Origin of the sequence: Rhizobium sp. NZLR10 (genome assembly GCF_019685125.1) — a bacterium.
Taxonomy (GTDB): domain Bacteria; phylum Pseudomonadota; class Alphaproteobacteria; order Rhizobiales; family Rhizobiaceae; genus Rhizobium.
The window spans coordinates 157,053-176,776 of sequence record NZ_JABDWE010000016.1; the positions used below are offsets into that span (position 1 = coordinate 157,053).

A 19,724-nucleotide genomic window follows, 5' to 3' on the forward strand; every position below is an offset into this window, starting at 1 on the left:
TGTACGCATAGGTTGAATCCGTCGCTCAAGCTTTGTTTTTTTGCGCTTGCGAAAGGAATAAGGCGAAAGAAAAACCGATTGGCAAAATTTTCTCTGTGTTTTCATTGTGATAATCTGACTGCTCGATTCCGAGAGCGCATGACAAGATGCCGGCTTTAAGCGAATGACCGTCCGACCAGAAACAGGCACAAGTAGCAATTCCGCCTGTCGTGGAAAAATTTGCAGGCGGACGGTTGCGTGCTGAAATCGATTGATCTAAGTTTTTCCGGCAACGTTTCAGTGAGGGAGGAAAACTCATGAAAATCCGTATTATGGCAGCAATGCTTGCCGCTTCGGTCGCGCTTCCGTTCGGAGCCGCCAACGCCACCGATCTCGAAGTCACGCATTGGTGGACATCAGGTGGCGAATCGGCCGCCGTCGCCGAGCTGGCTAAGGCATTCGACGCCACCGGCAACCACTGGGTCGACGGCGCAATCGCCGGTTCCGGCGGCACTGCCCGTCCGATCATGATCAGCCGCATCACCGGCGGCGACCCGATGGGCGCCACGCAGTTCAACCATGGCCGCCAGGCTGAGGAACTCGTCCAGGCCGGCCTGATGCGCGACCTGACCGACGTGGCGACCGCAGAGCACTGGAAGGACATCATCCGTCCGGCGAGCCTGCTCGATTCCTGCACCATCGACGGCAAGATCTATTGCGCGCCCGTCAACATCCACTCCTGGCAGTGGCTGTGGCTTTCGAATGCCGCCTTCAAGAAGGCCGGCGTCGAGGTTCCGAAGAACTGGGACGAGTTCGTCGCTTCCGCTCCGGCTCTCGAAAAGGCCGGCATCATTCCGCTCGCCGTCGGCGGTCAGCCGTGGCAGGCGACAGGCGCGTTCGACGTGCTGATGGTTGCGGTTGCCGGCAAGGATACCTTCAACAAGGTCTTCAAGGACAAGGACGCGAAGGTTGCTGCCGGTCCTGAAATCGCCAAGGTCTTCAAGGCGGCCGACGATGCGCGGCGCATGGCCAAAGGCAGCAACGTCCAGGACTGGAACCAGGCCACCAACCTCGTCATCACAGGCAAGGCCGGCGGTCAGATCATGGGCGACTGGGCGCAGGGTGAATTCGCGCTCGCCGGTCAGAAGGCCGGTACCGATTATACCTGCCTGCCGGGCCTCGGCGTCAACGAGATCATCTCGACCGGCGGCGACGCCTTCTATTTCCCGCTGCTGAAGGACGCCGAAAAGTCCAAGGCGCAGGCCGTGCTTGCCAAGACCTTGCTCGATCCCAAGACCCAGGTTGCCTTCAACCTGAAGAAGGGTTCGCTGCCGGTTCGCGGCGACGTCGATCTCGCCGCCGCCAACGATTGCATGAAGAAGGGTCTCGAAATCCTGGCCAAGGGCAACGTGATCGAGGGCACCGACCAGTTGCTTTCGGCAGACAGCCAGAAGCAGAAGGAAGACCTCTTCTCCGAATTCTTCGCCAATCCGTCGATGACGCCTGAGGACGCTCAGAAGCGTTTTGCTGGGATCATCGCTTCGGCTGATTGATCGCTAGATTCGCCGCCTTTGCGATCCGGCTTCTCAAGAGCCGGATCGTGTCCCCGGACTGATGTTCGGCTGGCGGCGTCTTTCCGGCATCCCCGGCAAATCCCGGGGGCAGGGATGGGCAGACGGGCCAGGCTTGTTCTGTCACCGGTCGCAGTTGCGATTTGAGGAGAAGTGTTCATGACAGGTCAAGCGCAAGCAGGCCGGCCAATCAAGTTACTGCGCAATCTGAATGCCAAGATTGCGTCCATTCCGATGATCCTGACAGCGCTGGTGATTTTTGTCGGCGGCACGCTCTGGACTGTCTTTTATTCCTTCACGAATTCGAAGCTCCTTCCGCGATTGAGCTTCGTCGGCATTGATCAGTATGAGCGGCTTTGGGCCGCACCGCGCTGGGTAACGGCGATCGAGAATCTGGCTCTCTACGGCGTTCTTTCGCTGATCTTCAGCCTGGTCATCGGTTTCCTGCTTGCTGCGCTGATGGATCAGAAGATCCGTTTCGAAAATACGTTCCGCACCATCTTCCTCTACCCCTTCGCGCTGTCCTTCATCGTGACGGGCCTCGTCTGGCAGTGGATTCTGAACCCCGATTTCGGCATTCAGTCGGTTGTGCGTTCGCTCGGCTGGACGAGCTTCACCTTCAATCCGCTCTATACGCCCGAAATTGTCATCTACGGCATCCTGATCGCGGCGCTATGGCAGGGAACGGGTCTGGTCATGTGCCTGATGCTTGCCGGCTTGCGCGGCATCGACGAGGACATCTGGAAAGCGGCGCGCGTCGACGGCATTCCGATGTGGAAGACCTATCTCTTCATCGTCATTCCGATGATGCGGCCGGTCTTCATCACGACGATCGTCATCATCGCTTCCGGTATCGTCAAGGTCTACGATCTTGTCGTCGCCCAGACATCTGGCGGTCCCGGCATCTCCTCGGAAGTGCCAGCGAAATATGTCTACGACTACATGTTCCAGGCACAGAACCTGGGGCAGGGCTTCGCCGCCTCGACGATGATGCTGGTGACGGTCGCGATCATTATCGTCCCGTGGGCCTATTTGGAATTCGGAGGAGGGCGCAAGCGTGGCTGATACAGGAACTCTCAATACCGTTGCCGCTGGCATCGACGCCGTTGCACCGAGACTCGGCGAAGGTCCGAGCGGCGCTAAGCCGCGCCGGGCGCTGTCGTCGCGCAACATCATGCTCTACGGCACGCTGACTGTTGCGGCACTCTATTATCTGCTGCCGCTCTACGTGATGGTCGTGACTTCGCTGAAGGGCATGCCGGAAATCCGCCTCGGCAACATTTTCTCGCCGCCGATGGAGATCACCTTCGAACCTTGGGTGAAGGCCTGGGCGGAGGCCTGCACCGGGCTCAATTGCGATGGACTGTCGCGCGGGTTCTGGAATTCGGTGCGCATCACGGTGCCGTCGGTCATCATCTCGATCGCCATCGCCTCGGTGAACGGCTATGCATTGGCAAACTGGCGCTTCAAGGGGTCCGAGCTGTTCTTCTCGATCCTCATCGTCGGGGCGTTCATTCCCTATCAGGTGATGATCTATCCGATCGTCATCATCCTTCGCGAAATCGGCCTTTACGGCACGCTGAGCGGCCTCGTCATCGTGCATTCGATCTTCGGCATGCCGATCCTGACGCTGCTGTTTCGCAATTATTTCGTGTCCTTGCCGGAAGAGCTGTTCAAGGCGGCACGCGTCGACGGCGCGGGTTTCTGGCAGATCTTCCTGAAGATCATGGTGCCGATGTCGCTGCCGATCTTCGTCGTCGCTATGATCTTGCAGGTGACCGGTATCTGGAACGACTTCCTGTTCGGTGTGGTCTTCACCCGGCCGGATACCTATCCGATGACCGTGCAGCTCAACAACATCGTCAATTCCGTCCAGGGCGTGAAGGAATACAACGTCAACATGGCCGCGACGATCCTGACGGGTCTCGTGCCGTTGATCGTCTATTTCGTGTCGGGACGGCTTTTCGTCCGTGGCATCGCCGCCGGCGCAGTGAAGGGTTGATCCCATGAACATGAATTCAAGTGTCTCCAACTCAAGTGTCTCCATCAGGGATCTGTCGCTGAATTTCGGCTCGGTCAGCGTCCTCAAGGACCTGAACCTCGACATCAACGACGGCGAATTCCTGGTGCTGCTCGGTTCGTCCGGCTGCGGCAAGTCGACCTTGCTGAACTGCATTGCCGGCCTGCTCGACGCCTCGGAAGGGCAGATCTTCATCAAAGGCAAAAACGTCACCTGGGAAGAGCCGAAGGACCGCGGCATCGGCATGGTCTTCCAGTCCTATGCGCTTTATCCGCAGATGACGGTTGAAAAGAACCTCTCCTTCGGCCTTCGCGTCGCCAAGGTGCCGCAGGCCGAGATCGACAAGCGCGTGGCGCGTGCCTCCGAGATCCTGCAGATTCAGCCGCTCTTGAAGCGCAAGCCGGCCGAGCTTTCCGGCGGCCAGCGCCAGCGCGTGGCGATCGGCCGGGCGCTGGTTCGCGATGTCGACGTCTTCCTGTTCGACGAGCCGCTGTCCAACCTCGACGCCAAGCTGCGCTCGGAATTGCGCGTCGAAATCAAGCGCCTGCACCAGTCGCTGAAGAACACGATGATCTACGTGACGCACGACCAGATCGAGGCGCTGACGCTCGCCGATCGTATCGCCATCATGAAGAGCGGTATCATCCAGCAACTCGACGATCCGACGACGATCTACAACAAACCACGCAATCTCTTCGTCGCCGGCTTCATCGGCTCGCCGTCGATGAACTTCCTGCACGGCGAGTTGGTCAGCACAGGCGACGGCATTGCCTTTTCTGCCAACGGCGTCATTTTCTCGCTCGCTGCCTACGACGCCAGCGAGACGCTGCAACCCGGCCGCAAGGTGGTGCTCGGCGTTCGCCCCGAGCACATCAAGGTCAACGAGAATGCCGGCGGCGAAGAACATGACGCCACTGTCGATATCGAGGAGCCGATGGGCGCGGACAACCTTCTGTGGCTGAAACATGCCGGTCACACGATGTCGGTACGGGTCAACGGCGCGCGCCGCTTCAACGTCGGAGCCAAGGTGAAACTGAACTTCGACATGACGGTCGCCTCGGTCTTCGATGCCGAGAACGAGTTGCGACTTTAGAGATTTTTGCGGGCGGGGCCGGATGGTGTCGCCTGCTTGCTGCAAGGCTGTTTGTATGAATTCGACCGATGCTCAACCCTTCCTCAGGCGGGGGCAAGCCTGGCAAGATGCTTGCTCCGCTCTTCGTCATTCTCGGGCTTGACCCGAGGATCCATGCCGCAACTGCCGATGGATGCCGTGTGGATGCTCGGGTCAAGCCCGAGAATGACGGAGCGCGGGGCGGATGGAAGGGTCATGACGAACGACAATTACCGGACGGCGACCATGCGCGGTCCATTTCAAAAACGTAATTCGGAAACGATATCGTGACGCAACAATCGACCACCTCCAACATCGATCTTTCCGGTTCGTGGCAGCTCGCCTCCGTCGACGGCGAAATTCGCACCGCAATCATGCTGCCGGGCGACGTGCACACAGCGCTCCACCGCGCAAGCCTGATCCCCGACCCCTATTTCGGCCGCAACGAGGAAAAGGTGCAGTGGGTTGCCGAGCGCGAATGGGCGGTCGTGCGCAGCTTCACGCTTCCGGAGGTCGACGGCGACTGGTATCTCGATATCGATTATCTCGACACGGTCGCCAGCGTCTACGTCAATGGCTTTCTGGCGCTGGAAGCCGACAACAGCTTCCGCCGCTACCGGCCCGATGTCTCCAGCATGCTGAAATCAGGCGACAACTCGATCCGCATCGTCTTTGCCTCCAACATCGCCATCGGGGCCGAGCGGCAGAAGAAGCAGCCCTTCTACATTCCCTACAGTACCGGCAATTCACCGATTCCAGACGGCAATATGCTGCGCAAGCCGCAATGCCATTTCGGCTGGGACTGGAATATCGCCATCGCGCCGTTCGGCCTCTACGGCATGATCGCGCTGAAAAAACTCGAGACCGCGCGCATCGAGCATGTGGTCACCCGCCAAACCCATAATTTCGATGGTTCAGTCGATTTGACGGTGACGGCGACGCTGTTTTCCAAGGGGCCAAGCGTTGCCCAGGTCTATTTCGATCTCGACGGCGAGCGGGTGCGGCTCGATGTCGGGGTCCATGGCGAGACCCATGTCAACCATCTCTTTCATATCGACAATCCGCGCCTATGGTGGCCATCGGGCAGCGGCGACCAGGCGCTCTACAGGCTGTCCGTCGAATTGCCGACCGATGAGGTGACGAAGCAGATCGGTCTTCGCACCATCGAGCTGATCACCACGCCGGATGCATCAGGCAGCCGCTTCGCCTTCAAGGTCAACGGCCGCGAAATCTTCTGCCGCGGCGCCAACTGGATTCCGGCAGACGCGCTGTTTTCGCTCTCTTCGCCTGGAAAGACCGAGGACCTGCTGCAATCGGCCAAGGCCGCCAACATGAACATGATCCGCGTCTGGGGTGGTGGCCTCTACGAGCAGGATCATTTCTACGATCTCTGCGACCGGCTGGGCCTGATGGTCTGGCAGGACTTCATGTTCGCCTGCAACCTTTACCCTTCGACCGAAGACTTCCTCGACAATGTGACGATCGAGGTCGGTTACCAGGTGCGGCGGCTCTCCTCGCATCCTTCGATCGTGCTTTGGTGCGGCGACAACGAGCTGGTCGGGGCACTCACCTGGTTCGAAGAGTCCCGCAAGGACCGCGACCGCTATCTCGTCTCCTACGACCGGCTCAACCGCACGATCGAGCAGGCGGTGAAAAAGGCGCTGCCCGGGGCGCTCTGGTGGCCGTCGAGCCCGGCTTCGGGTTATCTCGATTTCGGCGATGCTTGGCATGCGGACGGCTCCGGCGACATGCATTACTGGTCGGTCTGGCACGAGAACAAGTCGTTCGACAATTATCGTTCGGTGCGCCCGCGCTTCTGCTCGGAATTCGGCTTCCAGTCCTATACCTCACTGCCCGTCATCAAGACCTATGCCGAGGAGAAGGACATGAACGTCGCTTCCCCGGTCATGGAGCTGCACCAGAAGAATGCTGGCGGCAACGAGCGCATCGCCGGCACGATGTTCCGCTATTTCCGCTTCCCCAAGGATTTTCCGAACTTCGTCTATCTCTCGCAGATCCAGCAGGGGCTGGCGATCAAGACGGCGGTGGAATACTGGCGGTCGCTCAAACCCCATTGCATGGGTACGATCTACTGGCAGCTGAACGACACCTGGCCGGTCGCCTCGTGGTCGAGCCTCGACTATGGCGGCCGCTGGAAGGCGATGCATTATCTCGTCAAGCGCTTCTTCCAGCCGGTCGCGGTCGCCGCCATTCCTTCCGACGACGGAAAGACGATCCGCTTCTCGCTGGTCAACGACACGCTTGCCGATGTCAACGTCGATCTTTCGATCTCGATCCTGACGATGAAGGGCGAGCGTCGGCATCTCAAGGACGTGCAGGCCATGTGCTCGCCGGATGCGGCAGTGACGGCGGCGAGCGTCGACATCGCCGATATTCCCGAGGGCACGCTGTTGGCCTGGAATTTCACCGCGTCGAACGGCATGGGCGGCGAGGGGCACTATATCCACGGCACCTATAAGGCATTGGAATTGGAGCCTTCGGGCCTGACCGTTACCCACGAATATGTCGAGGAGAGCGGCGCGATCGATATCAATGTCACCGCGAGGGGGCTTGCGCTGTTCGTGATGATCGAGACCGAGACGGACGGCAAATATTCCGACAACGCCTTCGATCTTGCGGCCGGCGAAAGCCGCTGCATCACCTTTACTCCGGCACGGCCGCTCGATCGCGGCGCGCTTCCGGAGTTCCGGTTCTATGACCTGCATTCCTGCCAGTCGGCGGATTGATCTTTGCAAGAATGGGCACGAGGCCCAAGGAGAACATGATGACGAAACTCAGCTACCAGCTTTATAGCGCCCGCAACTTCCAGCCCTATTCGGCGATTTTCGAAAAGCTTGGCAAGGCAGGTTATGCCGAGGTCGAGGGCTTCGGCGGCATCTATGCCGATCTCGACGATGCCGGCCTGAACAGCCTTCGCGCCGATCTCGACAAGAACGGCCTGCTCATGGCGACCGGTCATTTCAGCCCTGATTTCCTGGAGAAGGACGTGCAGAAGTCGCTGAACATTGCCAAGATTCTCGGCATGGATTCGATCTATGCGCCGCATCTGGCCGCCGACCAGCGCCCCTCCGACGCCGCCGGCTGGGTCGCCTTCGGCAAGCGCCTGCAGGAGATGAGCAAGCCCTATAAGGATGCCGGCTACGAATTCGGCTGGCACAATCATGAATTCGAATTCTTCAAGCTGCAGGACGGCTCGCGGCCGATCGAGCGCATCTTCGAAGGCGCGCCTGACATTTCCTGGGAAGCCGACATCGCTTGGGTCATCCGCGGCGGCGGCGATCCCTTCGCCTGGGTCGAAAAGCTCGGACCGCGCATCACCGCCGTGCACGTCAAGGACATCGCGCCGGCCGGCGAAGCGACGGATGAGGACGGCTGGGCCGATGTCGGCCACGGCAAGGTCGAGTGGGCGAAGCTGATGGCGGCGCTACGCGCCACCAAGGCCAAACACTTCGTCGTCGAACATGACAACCCTAAAGATATCGACCGCAATATCAGCCGCTCGATTGCATCCTTCCAGACTTATTGAGGCACATCATGACCAGGGAACTTGGCGTCGGCATCATCGGATGCGGCAACATCTCCACCACCTACTTTTCGCTGGCACCGCTCTTCAGAGGGCTGAAGGTGCTGGCCTGCGCCGATATCAACGTCCAGGCGGCCGAGGCGCGCGCCAAGGAATATGGCGTCAAAGCGCAGACGATCGACGCGCTTCTCGCCAATGACGAGATCGACGTCGTCGTCAACCTGACGATCCCGGATGCGCATTTCCGCGTGTCGAAGGCGATCCTCGAGGCCGGAAAACACGTCTATTCCGAAAAGCCGCTGGTGCTTTCGCTCGAAGAGGGCGAGGAGCTTCGCCGCATCGCCAAGGCAAAGAACCTTGCCGTCGGCTGCGCGCCGGACACTTTCCTCGGCGGCGCCCATCAGCTCGCCCGCAAGTTCATCGACGACGGCGGCATCGGCCGGGTGACGTCGGGCGCCTGCTACGTGATGAGCCCCGGCATGGAAATGTGGCATCCGAACCCGGATTTCTTCTTCCTGCCGGGGGGCGGCCCGATCCTCGATCTCGGCCCTTATTACATCGCCAACCTGATCAACCTGATCGGCCCGGTCAAACGTGTCGGCGGCATGACCTCGATGGCGTCGCCGACCCGGACGATCACCAGCCAGCCGCGCAACGGCGAGCTTATCCCGGTCAAGACGCCGACGACGATCCAGGCGCTGCTCGAATTCGTCAACGGCGCCACCGTGACGCTGACGGCGAGCTGGGACGTCTGGTCGCATCGTCATGCCAACATGGAGCTCTACGGCACCGACGGCTCGCTCTACGTGCCGGATCCGAACTTCTTCGGTGGTGTTGTCGAGGCAAGCGGCCGCGACAAGGAGATCAAGCCGCTCGACGCCTGGGAGCATCCGTTCGGCAAGATCAACCAGGAAAGCCCGAACGGATCGCGCGCCAATTACCGCACCGCCGGTCTTGCCGACATGGCGATGGCGCTGATCGAGGGCCGCGACGCGCGCTGCTCACTCGACCGCACCCTGCACGGCGTCGACGTCATGACCTCGATCCTGAAATCGGGCGAGGAAGGCCGTTTCATCGACCTGAGCACGACCTGCACCCAGCCGGCCGCGCTTGGCATCGAAGAGGCGCAGGCGCTGTTGAAGTGATAGGGTGATGCCCGGGGGTCTGCCCGGCACCCGTCCAACTCGTCATCCTCGGCCTTGTGCCGAGGATCTGCAAACAGCGCGGCAGATGTTCGGCACGAGGCCGAGCGTGACGAAAGTACAGGGTGTTCGCCAAAATCGCTTGTGGTGTATGAAGCAGGCACTCGCGGACCATCAAGACCGATATTTTAGCAAGGAGAGTCTCATGAGCTGGCAACCAGCCGCAGACCGTTATTCGAAAATGAAATACAACCGCACGGGCCGCTCCGGCCTGAAGCTGCCGGCCGTCTCGCTCGGCCTCTGGCACAATTTCGGCGGCGACACGTCGCATGACCGCAAGATCGACATGTGCCGCACCGCCTTCGATCTCGGCATTACCCATTTCGACCTCGCCAACAATTACGGTCCGCCTCCCGGCAGCGCCGAGACCGCCTTCGGCGAGATCCTGCGCACCGAATTTTCCGGGCTTCGCGACGAGCTGATCATCTCGTCCAAGGCCGGTTACGACATGTGGCCGGGACCCTATGGCGAGTGGGGCAGCCGAAAATACCTGATCGCCTCCTGCGACCAGAGCCTGAAGCGCATGGGCCTCGACTATGTCGATATTTTCTATTCACACCGTTTCGACCCGGACACGCCGCTCGAAGAAACCTGCGGCGCGCTCGACTATATCGTCCGTTCCGGCCGGGCGCTCTATGTCGGCATCTCCTCCTATAATTCGCAGCGGACGCGCGAAGCCGCCGCGATCCTCAAGGATCTCGGCACGCCGTGTCTGATCCATCAGCCGAGCTATTCGATGCTCAACCGCTGGGTCGAGAACGACCGGCTGCTCGATACGCTCGATGAGGTCGGCATGGGCTCGATCGTGTTCTCGCCGCTTGCCCAGGGCATGCTGACGACGAAATATCTCGGCGGCATTCCCGAAGATAGCCGTGCGGCGCAGAACCATTTTCTCAAGAGGGACTACATCCGTCCTTCGATCATCGACAATATCCGCAAGCTCAACGAGATCGCCGAAAGACGCGGCCAGACCCTGGCGCAGATGGCGATCGCCTGGGTGCTGCGCGGCGGACGCGTGACCTCAGCGCTGATCGGCGCCAGCCGCTCGTCGCAGATCGTCGATTGCGTCAAGGCGCTGGATAATCTTGAATTCGCGGCCGAGGAGCTTGCCGAGATCGACGTCTATGCCCGTGAGGCGGATATCAATCTTTGGGCGAAGTCGGCGGAACGGGAATAGGAAGGTCGAGCCGGAGTTTGCAGGACACTTCCGCCAACTCCCTCATTCCTGTGACCTCAGGGCTTTGCCCGAGGGATGTCACAGAAATCCAGCCGCCGCGCGTCGGCGCGGCGAAGAGAGTTCTTTCAGCCCAAGGACTTGGGCTGGCTGGATCTCTGTAACGAGCACAGAGATGAGGGTGGAGGACGAATTGGTGACATATCCCGGCCCACTTCTGACGTACGTACCACAACAATAACCTCGGAGGAGCCGCCCATGATCCGCAATCCCATCCTGCCGGGGTTCAACCCCGATCCGTCGATCTGCCGCGTCGGCGCGGATTACTACATCGCCACCTCGACATTCGAATGGTATCCCGGCGTGCAGATCCACCATTCGCGCGACCTGGTGAACTGGACGCTGGTGCGCCGGCCGCTGGAGCGCCGATCACAGCTCGACATGCGCGGCAATCCCGACAGCTGCGGCATCTGGGCGCCGTGTCTTTCCTATGCCGACGGGCAGTTCTGGCTGGTCTATACCGATGTCAAGCGTTTCGACGGCAGTTTCAAGGATGCGCCGAACTACATCGTGACGGCGCCCTCGATCGAGGCCGAATGGTCGGATCCCGTCTATGTCAACTCCTCCGGCTTCGATCCCTCGCTGTTCCACGACGATGACGGCCGCAAGTGGTTCCTCAACATGCAATGGAACCACCGCACCGAGAGCTATGGCGGCTCGCCAAAATCGCCGGCCTTCGATGGCATCCTGCTGCAGGAATGGGACCCGGCGACGAAGGCGCTGACGGGGCCGATCAAGAATATCTTCGCCGGCAGCCCGCTCGGCCTCGTCGAGGGCCCTCATCTCTTCAAGAAGAACGGCTGGTATTATCTGACCACCGCCGAGGGTGGCACCGGTTACGACCACGCCGTCACCATGGCGCGCTCGCGCAACATCGACGGACCCTATGAGATGCATCCGAACATGCATCTTATCACCTCCAAGGACCATCCGGGCGCGGTGCTGCAGCGGGCAGGGCACGGCCAATATGTCGAAACATCAGACGGTGAGGCCTATCACACCCATCTTTGCGGCCGGCCGCTGCCGCCGAAGCGGCGCTGCACGCTGGGGCGAGAGACATCCTTACAGAAATGCGTCTGGCGCGACGACGACTGGCTCTATCTCGAAAATGGCACCTCAGTGCCCGATGTCGATGTGCCGGGCCTTTTTAATGCCGTGCCTGCGGAAAGGCCGATGCGCAGCGAATACAGCTTCGACGGCGGCGCGCTGCCTGCCGATTTCCAATGGCTGCGCACGCCCGAGCCCGCGCGCATCTTCAACCTGACGGACCGCCCGGGCCATCTCAGGCTGATTGCGCGCGAAAGCATCGGCTCCTGGTTCGAGCAGTCGCTGGTCGCCCGTCGACAGGAACATCACAGCTTCCGCGCCGAAACCGTGGTCGAGTTCTCGCCCGACACCTATCAGCAAGTGGCAGGGCTGACGCACTACTATAACCGCCATAAATTTCACGCCGTCGCGGTAACGCTGCACGAAACACTCGGCCGTTGCGTGACAATCCTCTCCTGCAACGGCGACTATCCGAACGGCCGCTTGAGCTTTCCGGCCGAAAGCGGTGTGGCGATCGCTGCCGAGGGCCGCGTGCAGCTCGCCATGGAAATCCGCGAGAACGACCTGCAATTCTTCTGGCAGACCGAAGGCAAGGGCGCCTGGCAGCCGATCGGTCCGGTCCTCGACGCCGGCATGATTTCCGACGAAGGCGGACGCGGCGAACACGGCTCCTTCACCGGCGCCTTTGCCGGTGTGTTTGCCTTCGATACGTCGGGGCGAGGGAAGGTCGCGGATTTCGACTGGTTCAATTATGACGAGTTGTGAGGGGCACTTCCTGCCACCCGCCCTCGTCCTTCGAGGCTCCGGCCTTTGGCCTACGCCCCGCACGCAAAAAGAAAGCCGGCGCAAGGCCGGCTAAGACGAACGCGGCTGAACAGGGGATGCTGGCGGGTTCCAAGCACTTCGTGACTGAACAATAACTTTCACTACATGCCGAGGCAGCGAAAAAGGGTGCAACGAGAACACCGGAGATGGCTCCGCAAAAGGGTGGGCGGCGGGGCGGATGCCGTGCTGGCCTCGGCTTTCTTATCGGACATCAAGATCACCGGATGATGACATCCGAAACCGGCTGCTGTCTTTCTTTTCGCCGAAGGGATCAGCTCGTTTCAAAGATCCGATGCCGGCTATGTCGGCGGGCCGGCTGCGTTAACGGCCATGGTGTTAGCAGGGCGCGAATGCTGTGTTCACGTCTCCAAGGATGTCAAAGCGTCATGAAGGGCCTATATAGCGGGCCAAAAGTAACATCTGAGAATCCGCAAGAGTATCGCATGGCCCCCATCATTTCCGTTCAGAATCTCACCAAGACCTACGCCAATGGGTTCGAGGCCCTGAAAGGCATCAACCTCGACGTCGAGAAGGGCGAGATCCTGGCGCTGCTCGGGCCGAACGGTGCGGGCAAGACGACGTTGATTTCGATCATCTGCGGCATCGCCAATCCGAGCGGCGGCCAGGTGCTGGTCGCCGGCCACGATGTCGTGAAGGATTTCCGCGCCACCCGCGGAATGATCGGGCTGGTGCCGCAGGAGCTGACCACCGATCAGTTCGAGACGGTGTTCAATACAGTCAGTTTCTCGCGCGGGCTGCACGGCAAGAAAGCCAATCCCGCCCATATCGAGAAGGTGCTGCGCGCACTTTCGCTCTGGGACAAGAAGGACAATATGCTGCGCCAGCTGTCGGGCGGCATGAAGCGGCGAGTGTTGATCGCCAAGGCGCTCTCGCATGAGCCGGATATCCTTTTCCTCGACGAGCCGACCGCCGGCGTCGACGTGACGCTGCGCAAGGACATGTGGAATGTCGTTCAGGAGCTTCGGGCCTCGGGCGTCACCATCATCCTGACCACCCATTATATCGAGGAGGCCGAGGAGATCGCCGACCGCGTCGGTGTGATCAATGGCGGCCAATTGCTGCTCGTCGAAGACAAGGTGGCGCTGATGGCCAAGCTCGGCCGCAAGCAGCTGATTCTCGATCTCACCGAGCCGCTCGAGCGGCTTCCGGATTGTTTTGCCGGCAACGGACTGACACTGGAAGTCGGCGGCAGCCGGCTGACTTACGATTTCGACGCCGACAACGAGCAGGAGAGCATCGCGACGCTGCTGACCCGGCTGGGTGAAAACAATATCCATTTCAAGGATCTCTCGACGCGGCAGAGCACGCTGGAAGACATCTTCGTGGCGCTGGTAGGAGCAGACAAATGAACGTCGAGGCGATCAAATCGATCTATTTCTTCGAGATGGCGCGCACGCGCCGCACGCTGCTGCAAAGCGTCATCTCGCCCGTCATTTCGACCTCGCTCTATTTCATCGTCTTTGGCGCCGCGGTCGGCTCGCGCATCCAGGAGGTGGAGGGCGTATCCTACGGCGCCTTCATCACGCCGGGCCTCATCATGCTGACGCTGCTCGGCCAATGCATCAGCAACGGCTCCTTCGGGATCTATTTCCCGAAATTCACCGGCACGATCTATGAGGTGCTGTCGGCGCCGGTGGCGATGACGGAGATTCTGCTCGGTTATGTCGGGGCGGCGGCAACCAAGGGGATGCTCATCGGCTTCATCATCCTCCTGACAGCCAATCTCTTCGTCGATGTCAGGATCGAACATCCCTTCATGATGATCCTGTTCTTCCTGCTGACGGCAATCACCTTCAGCCTGTTCGGCTTCATGATCGGCATCTGGGCCGGCAATTTTGAACAGCTGAACCTCATTCCCATGCTGGTCGTGCCGCCGCTGACCTTCCTTGGCGGCAGCTTCTATTCGGTCAATATGCTGCCGCCGTTCTGGCAGGCGGTCAGCCACCTCAATCCGGTGCTCTATCTCGTCAGCGGCTTCCGCTGGAGTTTTTACGGGATCGCCGATGTCAACCCGGCGATCAGCCTGGCGATGATCACGGTATTCCTGATGATCTGCCTGGGAACACTCGGCTGGATCTTCAAGACCGGCTACCGGCTGCGCAATTGATCGCTTCCTGAATAGCATCATCGGGAAAGCCGATGATGCTATCGGTTTCTTCCGTTTTTCTTCCGCTTCGACCCGAGGCATCTGCTCTCTCATTCAAATGGAGATGCGAGATGACTAAAATCAGGATCGAAGGTGCGAAGGTGTTGATCGTCGGCGGCAGCTCGGGCATGGGATTGGCGCTTGCTAGGCGCCTGCTCGATGAGGGGGCGTCGGTGACGATCGCCGGGCGCAATAAAGAGAGGCTTGCGGCGGCTTGCCGCCAGCTCGGCGACCATCCGAAACTCGGGGCGTGCGCTGTCGATATATCGCGGGAGGAGGAGGTCGCGGCGCTGTTTCGGGATAGCGGACCGGTCGACCATATCGTCAGCACGGCCGCCGATATTGAAGGCGCCTATCAGTTGCTGCCGTCGATCGAGCTTGCCGCAGCGCAACGGGTGGTCGAGAGCAAGTTCTACGGGCCGCTGCTGCTGGCGAAATATGGCGCCGCCCATCTGCCGCCGTCAGGATCGATCACCTTTACGTCAGGTATCGCGGCCTATCGACCGGCGGCGCGCGGATCTGTGGTCGCCGCCGTCAATGCGGCACTCGAAGGTCTGGTCAGGGCGCTCGCCGTCGAACTGGCACCGCTCCGTATCAATGCCGTGTCGCCGGGATGGGTGGATACGCCGATCTGGAGCGTCGTTGCGGGTGACGCCAAGCAGGCAACGCTAGAGGCGATGGCGCAGCGCCTGCCGGCCGGGCGTGTCGGCCAGCCGGAAGATATCGCCGATGCGATCCGCTTCCTGATCGGCAACGGTTTCACCACAGGCACTATTCTGCATGTCGAAGGCGGGCATCGGCTGGTCTGACCGGTGAAAGCTCTTCGCTGGCCGATTGCAGCAGGAGGGTGAGCGCCGGCGGCTGAACCCGCCTGCGCCGCCACATCATCACCAGCGAGGCGGCCAGCGGTTGGCCCGGCCAAGGCAGTTCGACGACATCGTCGCGCGAAGCGGACGCCCCGACCGCGAGACACGGGACTAGGCCGTAGCCGGCGCCTGATGCAACGAGGCGGATGATCGTTGCGACGCTGTCGGCTTCCGCGACAATGGCCGGCGCATTCAAGCCTGCTTCTGCAAAGGCGGTATCGAACAGGTGGCGATAGATGCAGCCGGCTGCGGTCGCGATGAACGGGGCGGTGCGCAGCGCTAAGAGGCTTGCCGGCGGCTGGGCTTGCGAGTTGCGGCCGGCGATCAACACCAGCGGCTCGCTGGAGATGCGGCGCGTCGCGAAGCGCTCGTTCTGCTGGCCGCGATCGAAGGTGAAGGCGACGTCGATCGAGCCGTGCTGCAATTGCGCATGCAATTCGCTACTGCCGCCAACCTTGAGTTTGAGAGCAAGGCCGGGGTTCTGCCTACCGAAGAGGGAGAGCCAGTGCGCCAGCCTTTCAGTGGCGATGGTTTCGAGCGTGCCCAGTATGACAGATTGTTCGGCATTGCCGGCGGCAGAGCGGACGGCGTCCTTCGCCTCGCTATTCAGCGCCAAGATCTCTTCCGCATAGGCCTTCAAGGCTGCTGCTGCCGGCGTGGGGATGACGCCTTGCCGGGATCGGAGAAAGAGCTCGGCGCCCAATTCCTCTTCCAGCGCCTGTATCTGATCGCTGAGGCTCGATTGGGCGAGATTGACCTCGGCGGCGGCGCGGGTGAGGTTTCCGTGGTGGATGACCGCAAGGAACGTCTTCAGTTGTCGTGGAGTCATGTCAGGTTCCGGCATTGCGCAGGCGCAGAATATCAGCAAAGAGGACCGGCCGGCAATGGAGCAGCGTTTGGCTAAGAAGCGCCGCAATTTTAACACGAAAAATATCCAGCGTTGCTGTCACCGGTCGCGGGGGCAAGGGGATGATCACCAGCAGCGTGTTTGAATTCTTCGCGATTGCCACGCTTCTCTGCTTAAACCCACAAGAAAATCGGTCGCACGAGGCCGCAGCGCCCGTCAAAGCCAGACCTCAGTCGCGCATGCGCAGTTCGTCGGTCTGCATCTGCAGGGAACCCAGCGTTTCCAGAAAGCTCATGCCGAGCAGGCTCTGGTCGAGCCGGCCGTCCTCGGCGACGCTGGCTGCGACATTGTCGCGGACGATCGGGCCGATTGCCACCTGATCGAGCGTGAGGGGTGCTGCGCGGCCACGACCGTTGGCGGTCATGATGGTCATGGAATAGGTGAGGCGGGAGAGATCGATCCCGATCCGCTCGGCATCTTCGCGCGACAGCGCCACCATGCTGGCGCCGGTATCGACGAGCATCTGGATCGTTTGGCCGTTGACAGCGACATCGGCTTCGAAATGGCCGTTCAGCAGCTTGTGCAGAATGATCTCCTGGCCGCCCTCGCTGGTGGTGACGACGACGGCGCGGCCGGGAACGAGGCCGGCGAGCAGCCTGTTGCCGACGCCGAGTGCTTCCTGGCGATAGAGATAGACGGTCGCGAGCGTCAGGATGATGACCAGCCAGATCATCATCTGGCGCACTGTTTCGCCAATGCTGCGCCGGCTCGCCCAAATGCCGGCCGACAACATCAGTGCGATCGGCAGCAGATAGACGACACGGCCGAAATCATCGCTCTGCAGGCCGAGGATCCGGCTGCTGTCATTGCTGACGATCAGCACGGCAAGGCCGAGGCCGATGACGACGAGAAAGACGGTCAAACGGATCATAAAGGCCGCTCCGGCCGGCTGGAAAGGCCCGTTTTCCTGTGGTTCGATACCGCGGCGGCGCCTGCAAGCCTTGCCGGCAGCAGCGCCATGATCCCTCTTCGCTCGGTGTCGGAGTAGCTCACCCAGCTGCCGATTTCCTGAAGAGTCCGGCCGCATCCGGCGCAAAATCCGGTGGCGGGCTCCAGGGAGCAGAGGTGAATGCAGGGTGTTTGCATGAGCGATATATCGGAGTTTCAAAGAGCCGTGGCAAGGGCGCAAAGGCTGGCGATCTCGCAAATTTGCTGCGTCGCGCCCAGCGTGTCGCCGGTGTGGCCTGCAAGCTTGCGGCGGATGAATGCGGTGAAGGCAAGCCCTGCGATGCCCGTGGCAAGCAGGCTTGCGACCAGCGGCCGCAAGCCGAAGGCAGGCCAGATCAGAAGTGCTGCAACGAGGCCGGCCGAAGCGAGCGCAAACTGCATCGCCGCCTCGTCCGGCTGGCCGGTCGAGGCGGCGACGCCATCGGCCTTTGCCGGCGGCAGCCGCTGCCAGTGCCAGGCGATGGCCCCGCGGCTGAGCGCCGCGACGGCGGGAATGGCAAGGGCCGATGTGAGCGGCGAGGCGTGGCGGGCGATGGCGGCAAGTGCTGCGGCGCGGATCGCGAAGGAGAGGATCAGCGCTATCGCTCCATAGGTGCCGATCCGGCTGTCCTTCATGATGACGAGGCTGTGCTCGCGGCTCTTGCCGCCGCCAATGCCATCGGCCGTATCGGCCAGCCCGTCCTCGTGCAGCGCGCCGGTGGCGAGAACCTGGATCGAAAGCGCGATCAGGGCCGCCATCAGCGGATCGGCATGCAGCCCCAAAGCCAAGAGGAGGGCAAGCGCGGGGACGAAGCCGATGACGATGCCGGCGAAGGGAAAAGCGCGCACCAGTCTGCCGAGCCTGCCGTCATAGCCTTTGAACAGCGATTGCGGCATGGGAATGCGGCTGAGGAAGGCGACGGCGCGGGCGGTATCGACCGCAAGGTCCTTGATCTTCATTCTGCTTCGTTCTGCCGTAGGTTTCGGCGTATGGTCGCGGGCGCGCTTTTGGAGTTGTTCGCCTCGTCGGCCCGCTTTAAGAGAGTTGCGACCCGCAAAGAAGCTGATTTGCGTGAAAAAAACAAGAATACCCGGATTCATAGGAAAACCGCACAGATGAGCGTTTCAGGCCTGCCGTTCGACGATTTCCGTACCCTGCTTCGTGACCTGCCGGGGCCGGATGCCCGTGCGCTGGTGGCGGCGCGCGAACGTGACGCGCAACTGACCAAGCCGCCGGGCGCGCTCGGACGGCTCGAGGAAATCGCCTTCTGGCTTGCCGCCTGGACGGGCCGAACCCCTGCCGTCAACCGGCCGCTGGTGGCGATCTTTGCCGGTAATCACGGCGTCACCAGGCAGGGAATCACGCCGTTTCCGCCGGCAGTGACGCAGCAGATGGTCGAGAACTTTGCGGCCGGGGGTGCTGCGATCAATCAGATCTGTGTCGCCTATGATCTCGGGTTGAAAGTCTTCGACCTGGCGCTGGATTATCCCACCGGCGACATCACCGAAGAGGCAGCGCTTTCCGAGCGCGATTGCGCCGCGACGATGGCCTTCGGCATGGAGGCGATCGCCGGCGGCACCGACCTGCTGTGCATCGGCGAAATGGGCATCGGCAATACGACGATCGCGGCGGCCATCAACTATGCGCTCTACGGTGGTTCGGCGCGAGACTGGGTTGGGCCCGGCACCGGTTCCGCAGGCGAGATGCTGGAGCGCAAGATCGCGGCGGTGGAAAAGGCAGTGGCGTTGCATGGCGATCACCTCGATGATCCGCTCGAGATCATGCGGCGGCTTGGCGGCCGCGAGATCGCGGCGATGGCCGGGGCCATTCTCGCCGCCCGCATGGAACGCATTCCTGTGCTGATCGACGGTTATGTTGCGACCGCGGCGGCGGCAATCCTGAAAGCTGCCAATCCGTCCGCGCTCGATCATTGCCTGATCGGCCATGTCTCCGGCGAACCCGGACACCTGCGCTCGATCGAGATGCTCGGCAAGACGCCGCTTCTGGCGCTCGGCATGCGGCTCGGCGAAGGCACCGGGGCAGCGCTTGCCGCAGGGATCGTCAAGGCCGCTGCCGCCTGCCATTCCGGCATGGCGACCTTCGCCCAGGCGGGTGTCACGAATAAGCATTAAAGAATGTCGCGCAAAAGTGTGCCGCGGTTTTGCGATAGCGACATGCGTAAAAACAAAGACCTAACAGGCTGCTGAAAAACCCACTGGCTTTTGGGCTGGACACATGATTCCATCTTGCAAGTGATTTCGAGGGAATTTGGATGCGCGGCGGGGATGATCGGACGGGGTCGCTGTTTTCGTATGTCGACCTT

Annotated in this window: 18 protein-coding genes; 13 read left to right on the forward strand and 5 right to left on the reverse strand. The window is 61.1% G+C overall.

Annotation, left to right across the window (positions count from 1 at the left end; translation table 11 throughout):
- The first annotated feature begins 296 nt into the window (after positions 1 to 296).
- From HJB82_RS23010 to HJB82_RS23065, 12 genes are all read left to right on the forward strand, one after another.
- Entirely contained in the window at positions 297 to 1,532 is a 1,236-nt protein-coding gene (locus HJB82_RS23010; protein ID WP_207580779.1) for an ABC transporter substrate-binding protein, read from the forward strand.
- Between the two features lie 177 nt (positions 1,533 to 1,709).
- Entirely contained in the window at positions 1,710 to 2,615 is a 906-nt protein-coding gene (locus tag HJB82_RS23015; RefSeq protein ID WP_007629571.1) for a carbohydrate ABC transporter permease, read from the forward strand.
- Positions 2,608 to 3,552 carry a carbohydrate ABC transporter permease gene (locus HJB82_RS23020; protein WP_207580778.1) on the forward strand — a complete coding sequence of 315 codons (945 nt, stop codon included), beginning with the start codon at positions 2,608 to 2,610 and terminating at the stop codon, positions 3,550 to 3,552. Before HJB82_RS23015 ends, HJB82_RS23020 begins: the two co-directional genes overlap by 8 nt.
- 4 nt (positions 3,553 to 3,556) lie before the next feature.
- Complete coding sequence (locus HJB82_RS23025) at positions 3,557 to 4,663, forward strand: ABC transporter ATP-binding protein (RefSeq protein ID WP_207580777.1); 1,107 nt, start codon at positions 3,557 to 3,559, stop codon at positions 4,661 to 4,663.
- Positions 4,664 to 4,968: 305 nt separating this feature from the next.
- A complete protein-coding gene (locus HJB82_RS23030) occupies positions 4,969 to 7,428 on the forward strand; it encodes a glycosyl hydrolase 2 galactose-binding domain-containing protein (protein ID WP_221141554.1) in 2,460 nt (819 codons plus the stop codon).
- Between the two features lie 38 nt (positions 7,429 to 7,466).
- Positions 7,467 to 8,228 carry a sugar phosphate isomerase/epimerase gene (locus HJB82_RS23035; RefSeq protein ID WP_221141556.1) on the forward strand — a complete coding sequence of 254 codons (762 nt, stop codon included), beginning with the start codon at positions 7,467 to 7,469 and terminating at the stop codon, positions 8,226 to 8,228.
- 8 nt (positions 8,229 to 8,236) lie between these two features.
- Complete coding sequence (locus HJB82_RS23040) at positions 8,237 to 9,370, forward strand: Gfo/Idh/MocA family protein (RefSeq protein WP_207580773.1); 1,134 nt, start codon at positions 8,237 to 8,239, stop codon at positions 9,368 to 9,370.
- A 202-nt stretch (positions 9,371 to 9,572) separates the two neighbouring features.
- A complete protein-coding gene (gene mgrA / locus HJB82_RS23045) occupies positions 9,573 to 10,604 on the forward strand; it encodes an L-glyceraldehyde 3-phosphate reductase (RefSeq protein ID WP_207580772.1) in 1,032 nt (343 codons plus the stop codon).
- A gap of 255 nt (positions 10,605 to 10,859) precedes the next feature.
- Entirely contained in the window at positions 10,860 to 12,473 is a 1,614-nt protein-coding gene (locus tag HJB82_RS23050; protein ID WP_207580771.1) for a glycoside hydrolase family 43 protein, read from the forward strand.
- 503 nt (positions 12,474 to 12,976) lie between these two features.
- Positions 12,977 to 13,903, forward strand: a complete 927-nt coding sequence (locus HJB82_RS23055; RefSeq protein ID WP_207580770.1) for an ABC transporter ATP-binding protein — start codon at positions 12,977 to 12,979, stop codon at positions 13,901 to 13,903.
- On the forward strand, positions 13,900 to 14,661 hold the full coding sequence (locus tag HJB82_RS23060) for an ABC transporter permease (RefSeq protein WP_207580769.1): 762 nt from the start codon (positions 13,900 to 13,902) through the stop codon (positions 14,659 to 14,661). Before HJB82_RS23055 ends, HJB82_RS23060 begins: the two co-directional genes overlap by 4 nt.
- 110 nt (positions 14,662 to 14,771) lie before the next feature.
- Positions 14,772 to 15,509, forward strand: a complete 738-nt coding sequence (locus HJB82_RS23065; protein WP_207580768.1) for an SDR family oxidoreductase — start codon at positions 14,772 to 14,774, stop codon at positions 15,507 to 15,509.
- Here the strand turns inward: HJB82_RS23065 and HJB82_RS23070 are convergent.
- From HJB82_RS23070 to HJB82_RS23090, 5 genes are all read right to left on the reverse strand, one after another.
- Positions 15,472 to 16,395 carry a LysR family transcriptional regulator gene (locus HJB82_RS23070; RefSeq protein WP_221117159.1) on the reverse strand — a complete coding sequence of 308 codons (924 nt, stop codon included), beginning with the start codon at positions 16,393 to 16,395 and terminating at the stop codon, positions 15,472 to 15,474. The two genes, HJB82_RS23065 and HJB82_RS23070, sit on opposite strands and share 38 nt — an antisense overlap.
- Before the next feature lies 1 nt (position 16,396).
- A complete protein-coding gene (locus tag HJB82_RS23075; protein WP_221117158.1) occupies positions 16,397 to 16,576 on the reverse strand; it encodes a hypothetical protein in 180 nt (59 codons plus the stop codon).
- 66 nt (positions 16,577 to 16,642) lie between these two features.
- A complete protein-coding gene (locus HJB82_RS23080) occupies positions 16,643 to 17,344 on the reverse strand; it encodes a TIGR02281 family clan AA aspartic protease (RefSeq protein ID WP_207580764.1) in 702 nt (233 codons plus the stop codon).
- Positions 17,341 to 17,559: a DUF1289 domain-containing protein gene (locus HJB82_RS23085; protein ID WP_207580763.1), complete on the reverse strand. Its 219-nt coding sequence runs from the start codon at positions 17,557 to 17,559 to the stop codon at positions 17,341 to 17,343. Before HJB82_RS23085 ends, HJB82_RS23080 begins: the two co-directional genes overlap by 4 nt.
- Before the next feature lie 18 nt (positions 17,560 to 17,577).
- The gene (locus HJB82_RS23090; protein WP_207580762.1) at positions 17,578 to 18,360 is read right to left on the reverse strand and encodes an adenosylcobinamide-GDP ribazoletransferase; all 783 of its coding nucleotides are present in this window, start codon (positions 18,358 to 18,360) and stop codon (positions 17,578 to 17,580) included.
- 156 nt (positions 18,361 to 18,516) lie between these two features.
- On the opposite strand from HJB82_RS23090, the gene cobT reads away from it, so the two are divergent.
- Positions 18,517 to 19,533 (forward strand): nicotinate-nucleotide--dimethylbenzimidazole phosphoribosyltransferase, encoded by a 1,017-nt coding sequence (cobT, locus tag HJB82_RS23095; protein ID WP_164011876.1) that lies wholly within the window; start codon positions 18,517 to 18,519, stop codon positions 19,531 to 19,533.
- The last annotated feature ends 191 nt before the right edge of the window (positions 19,534 to 19,724 follow it).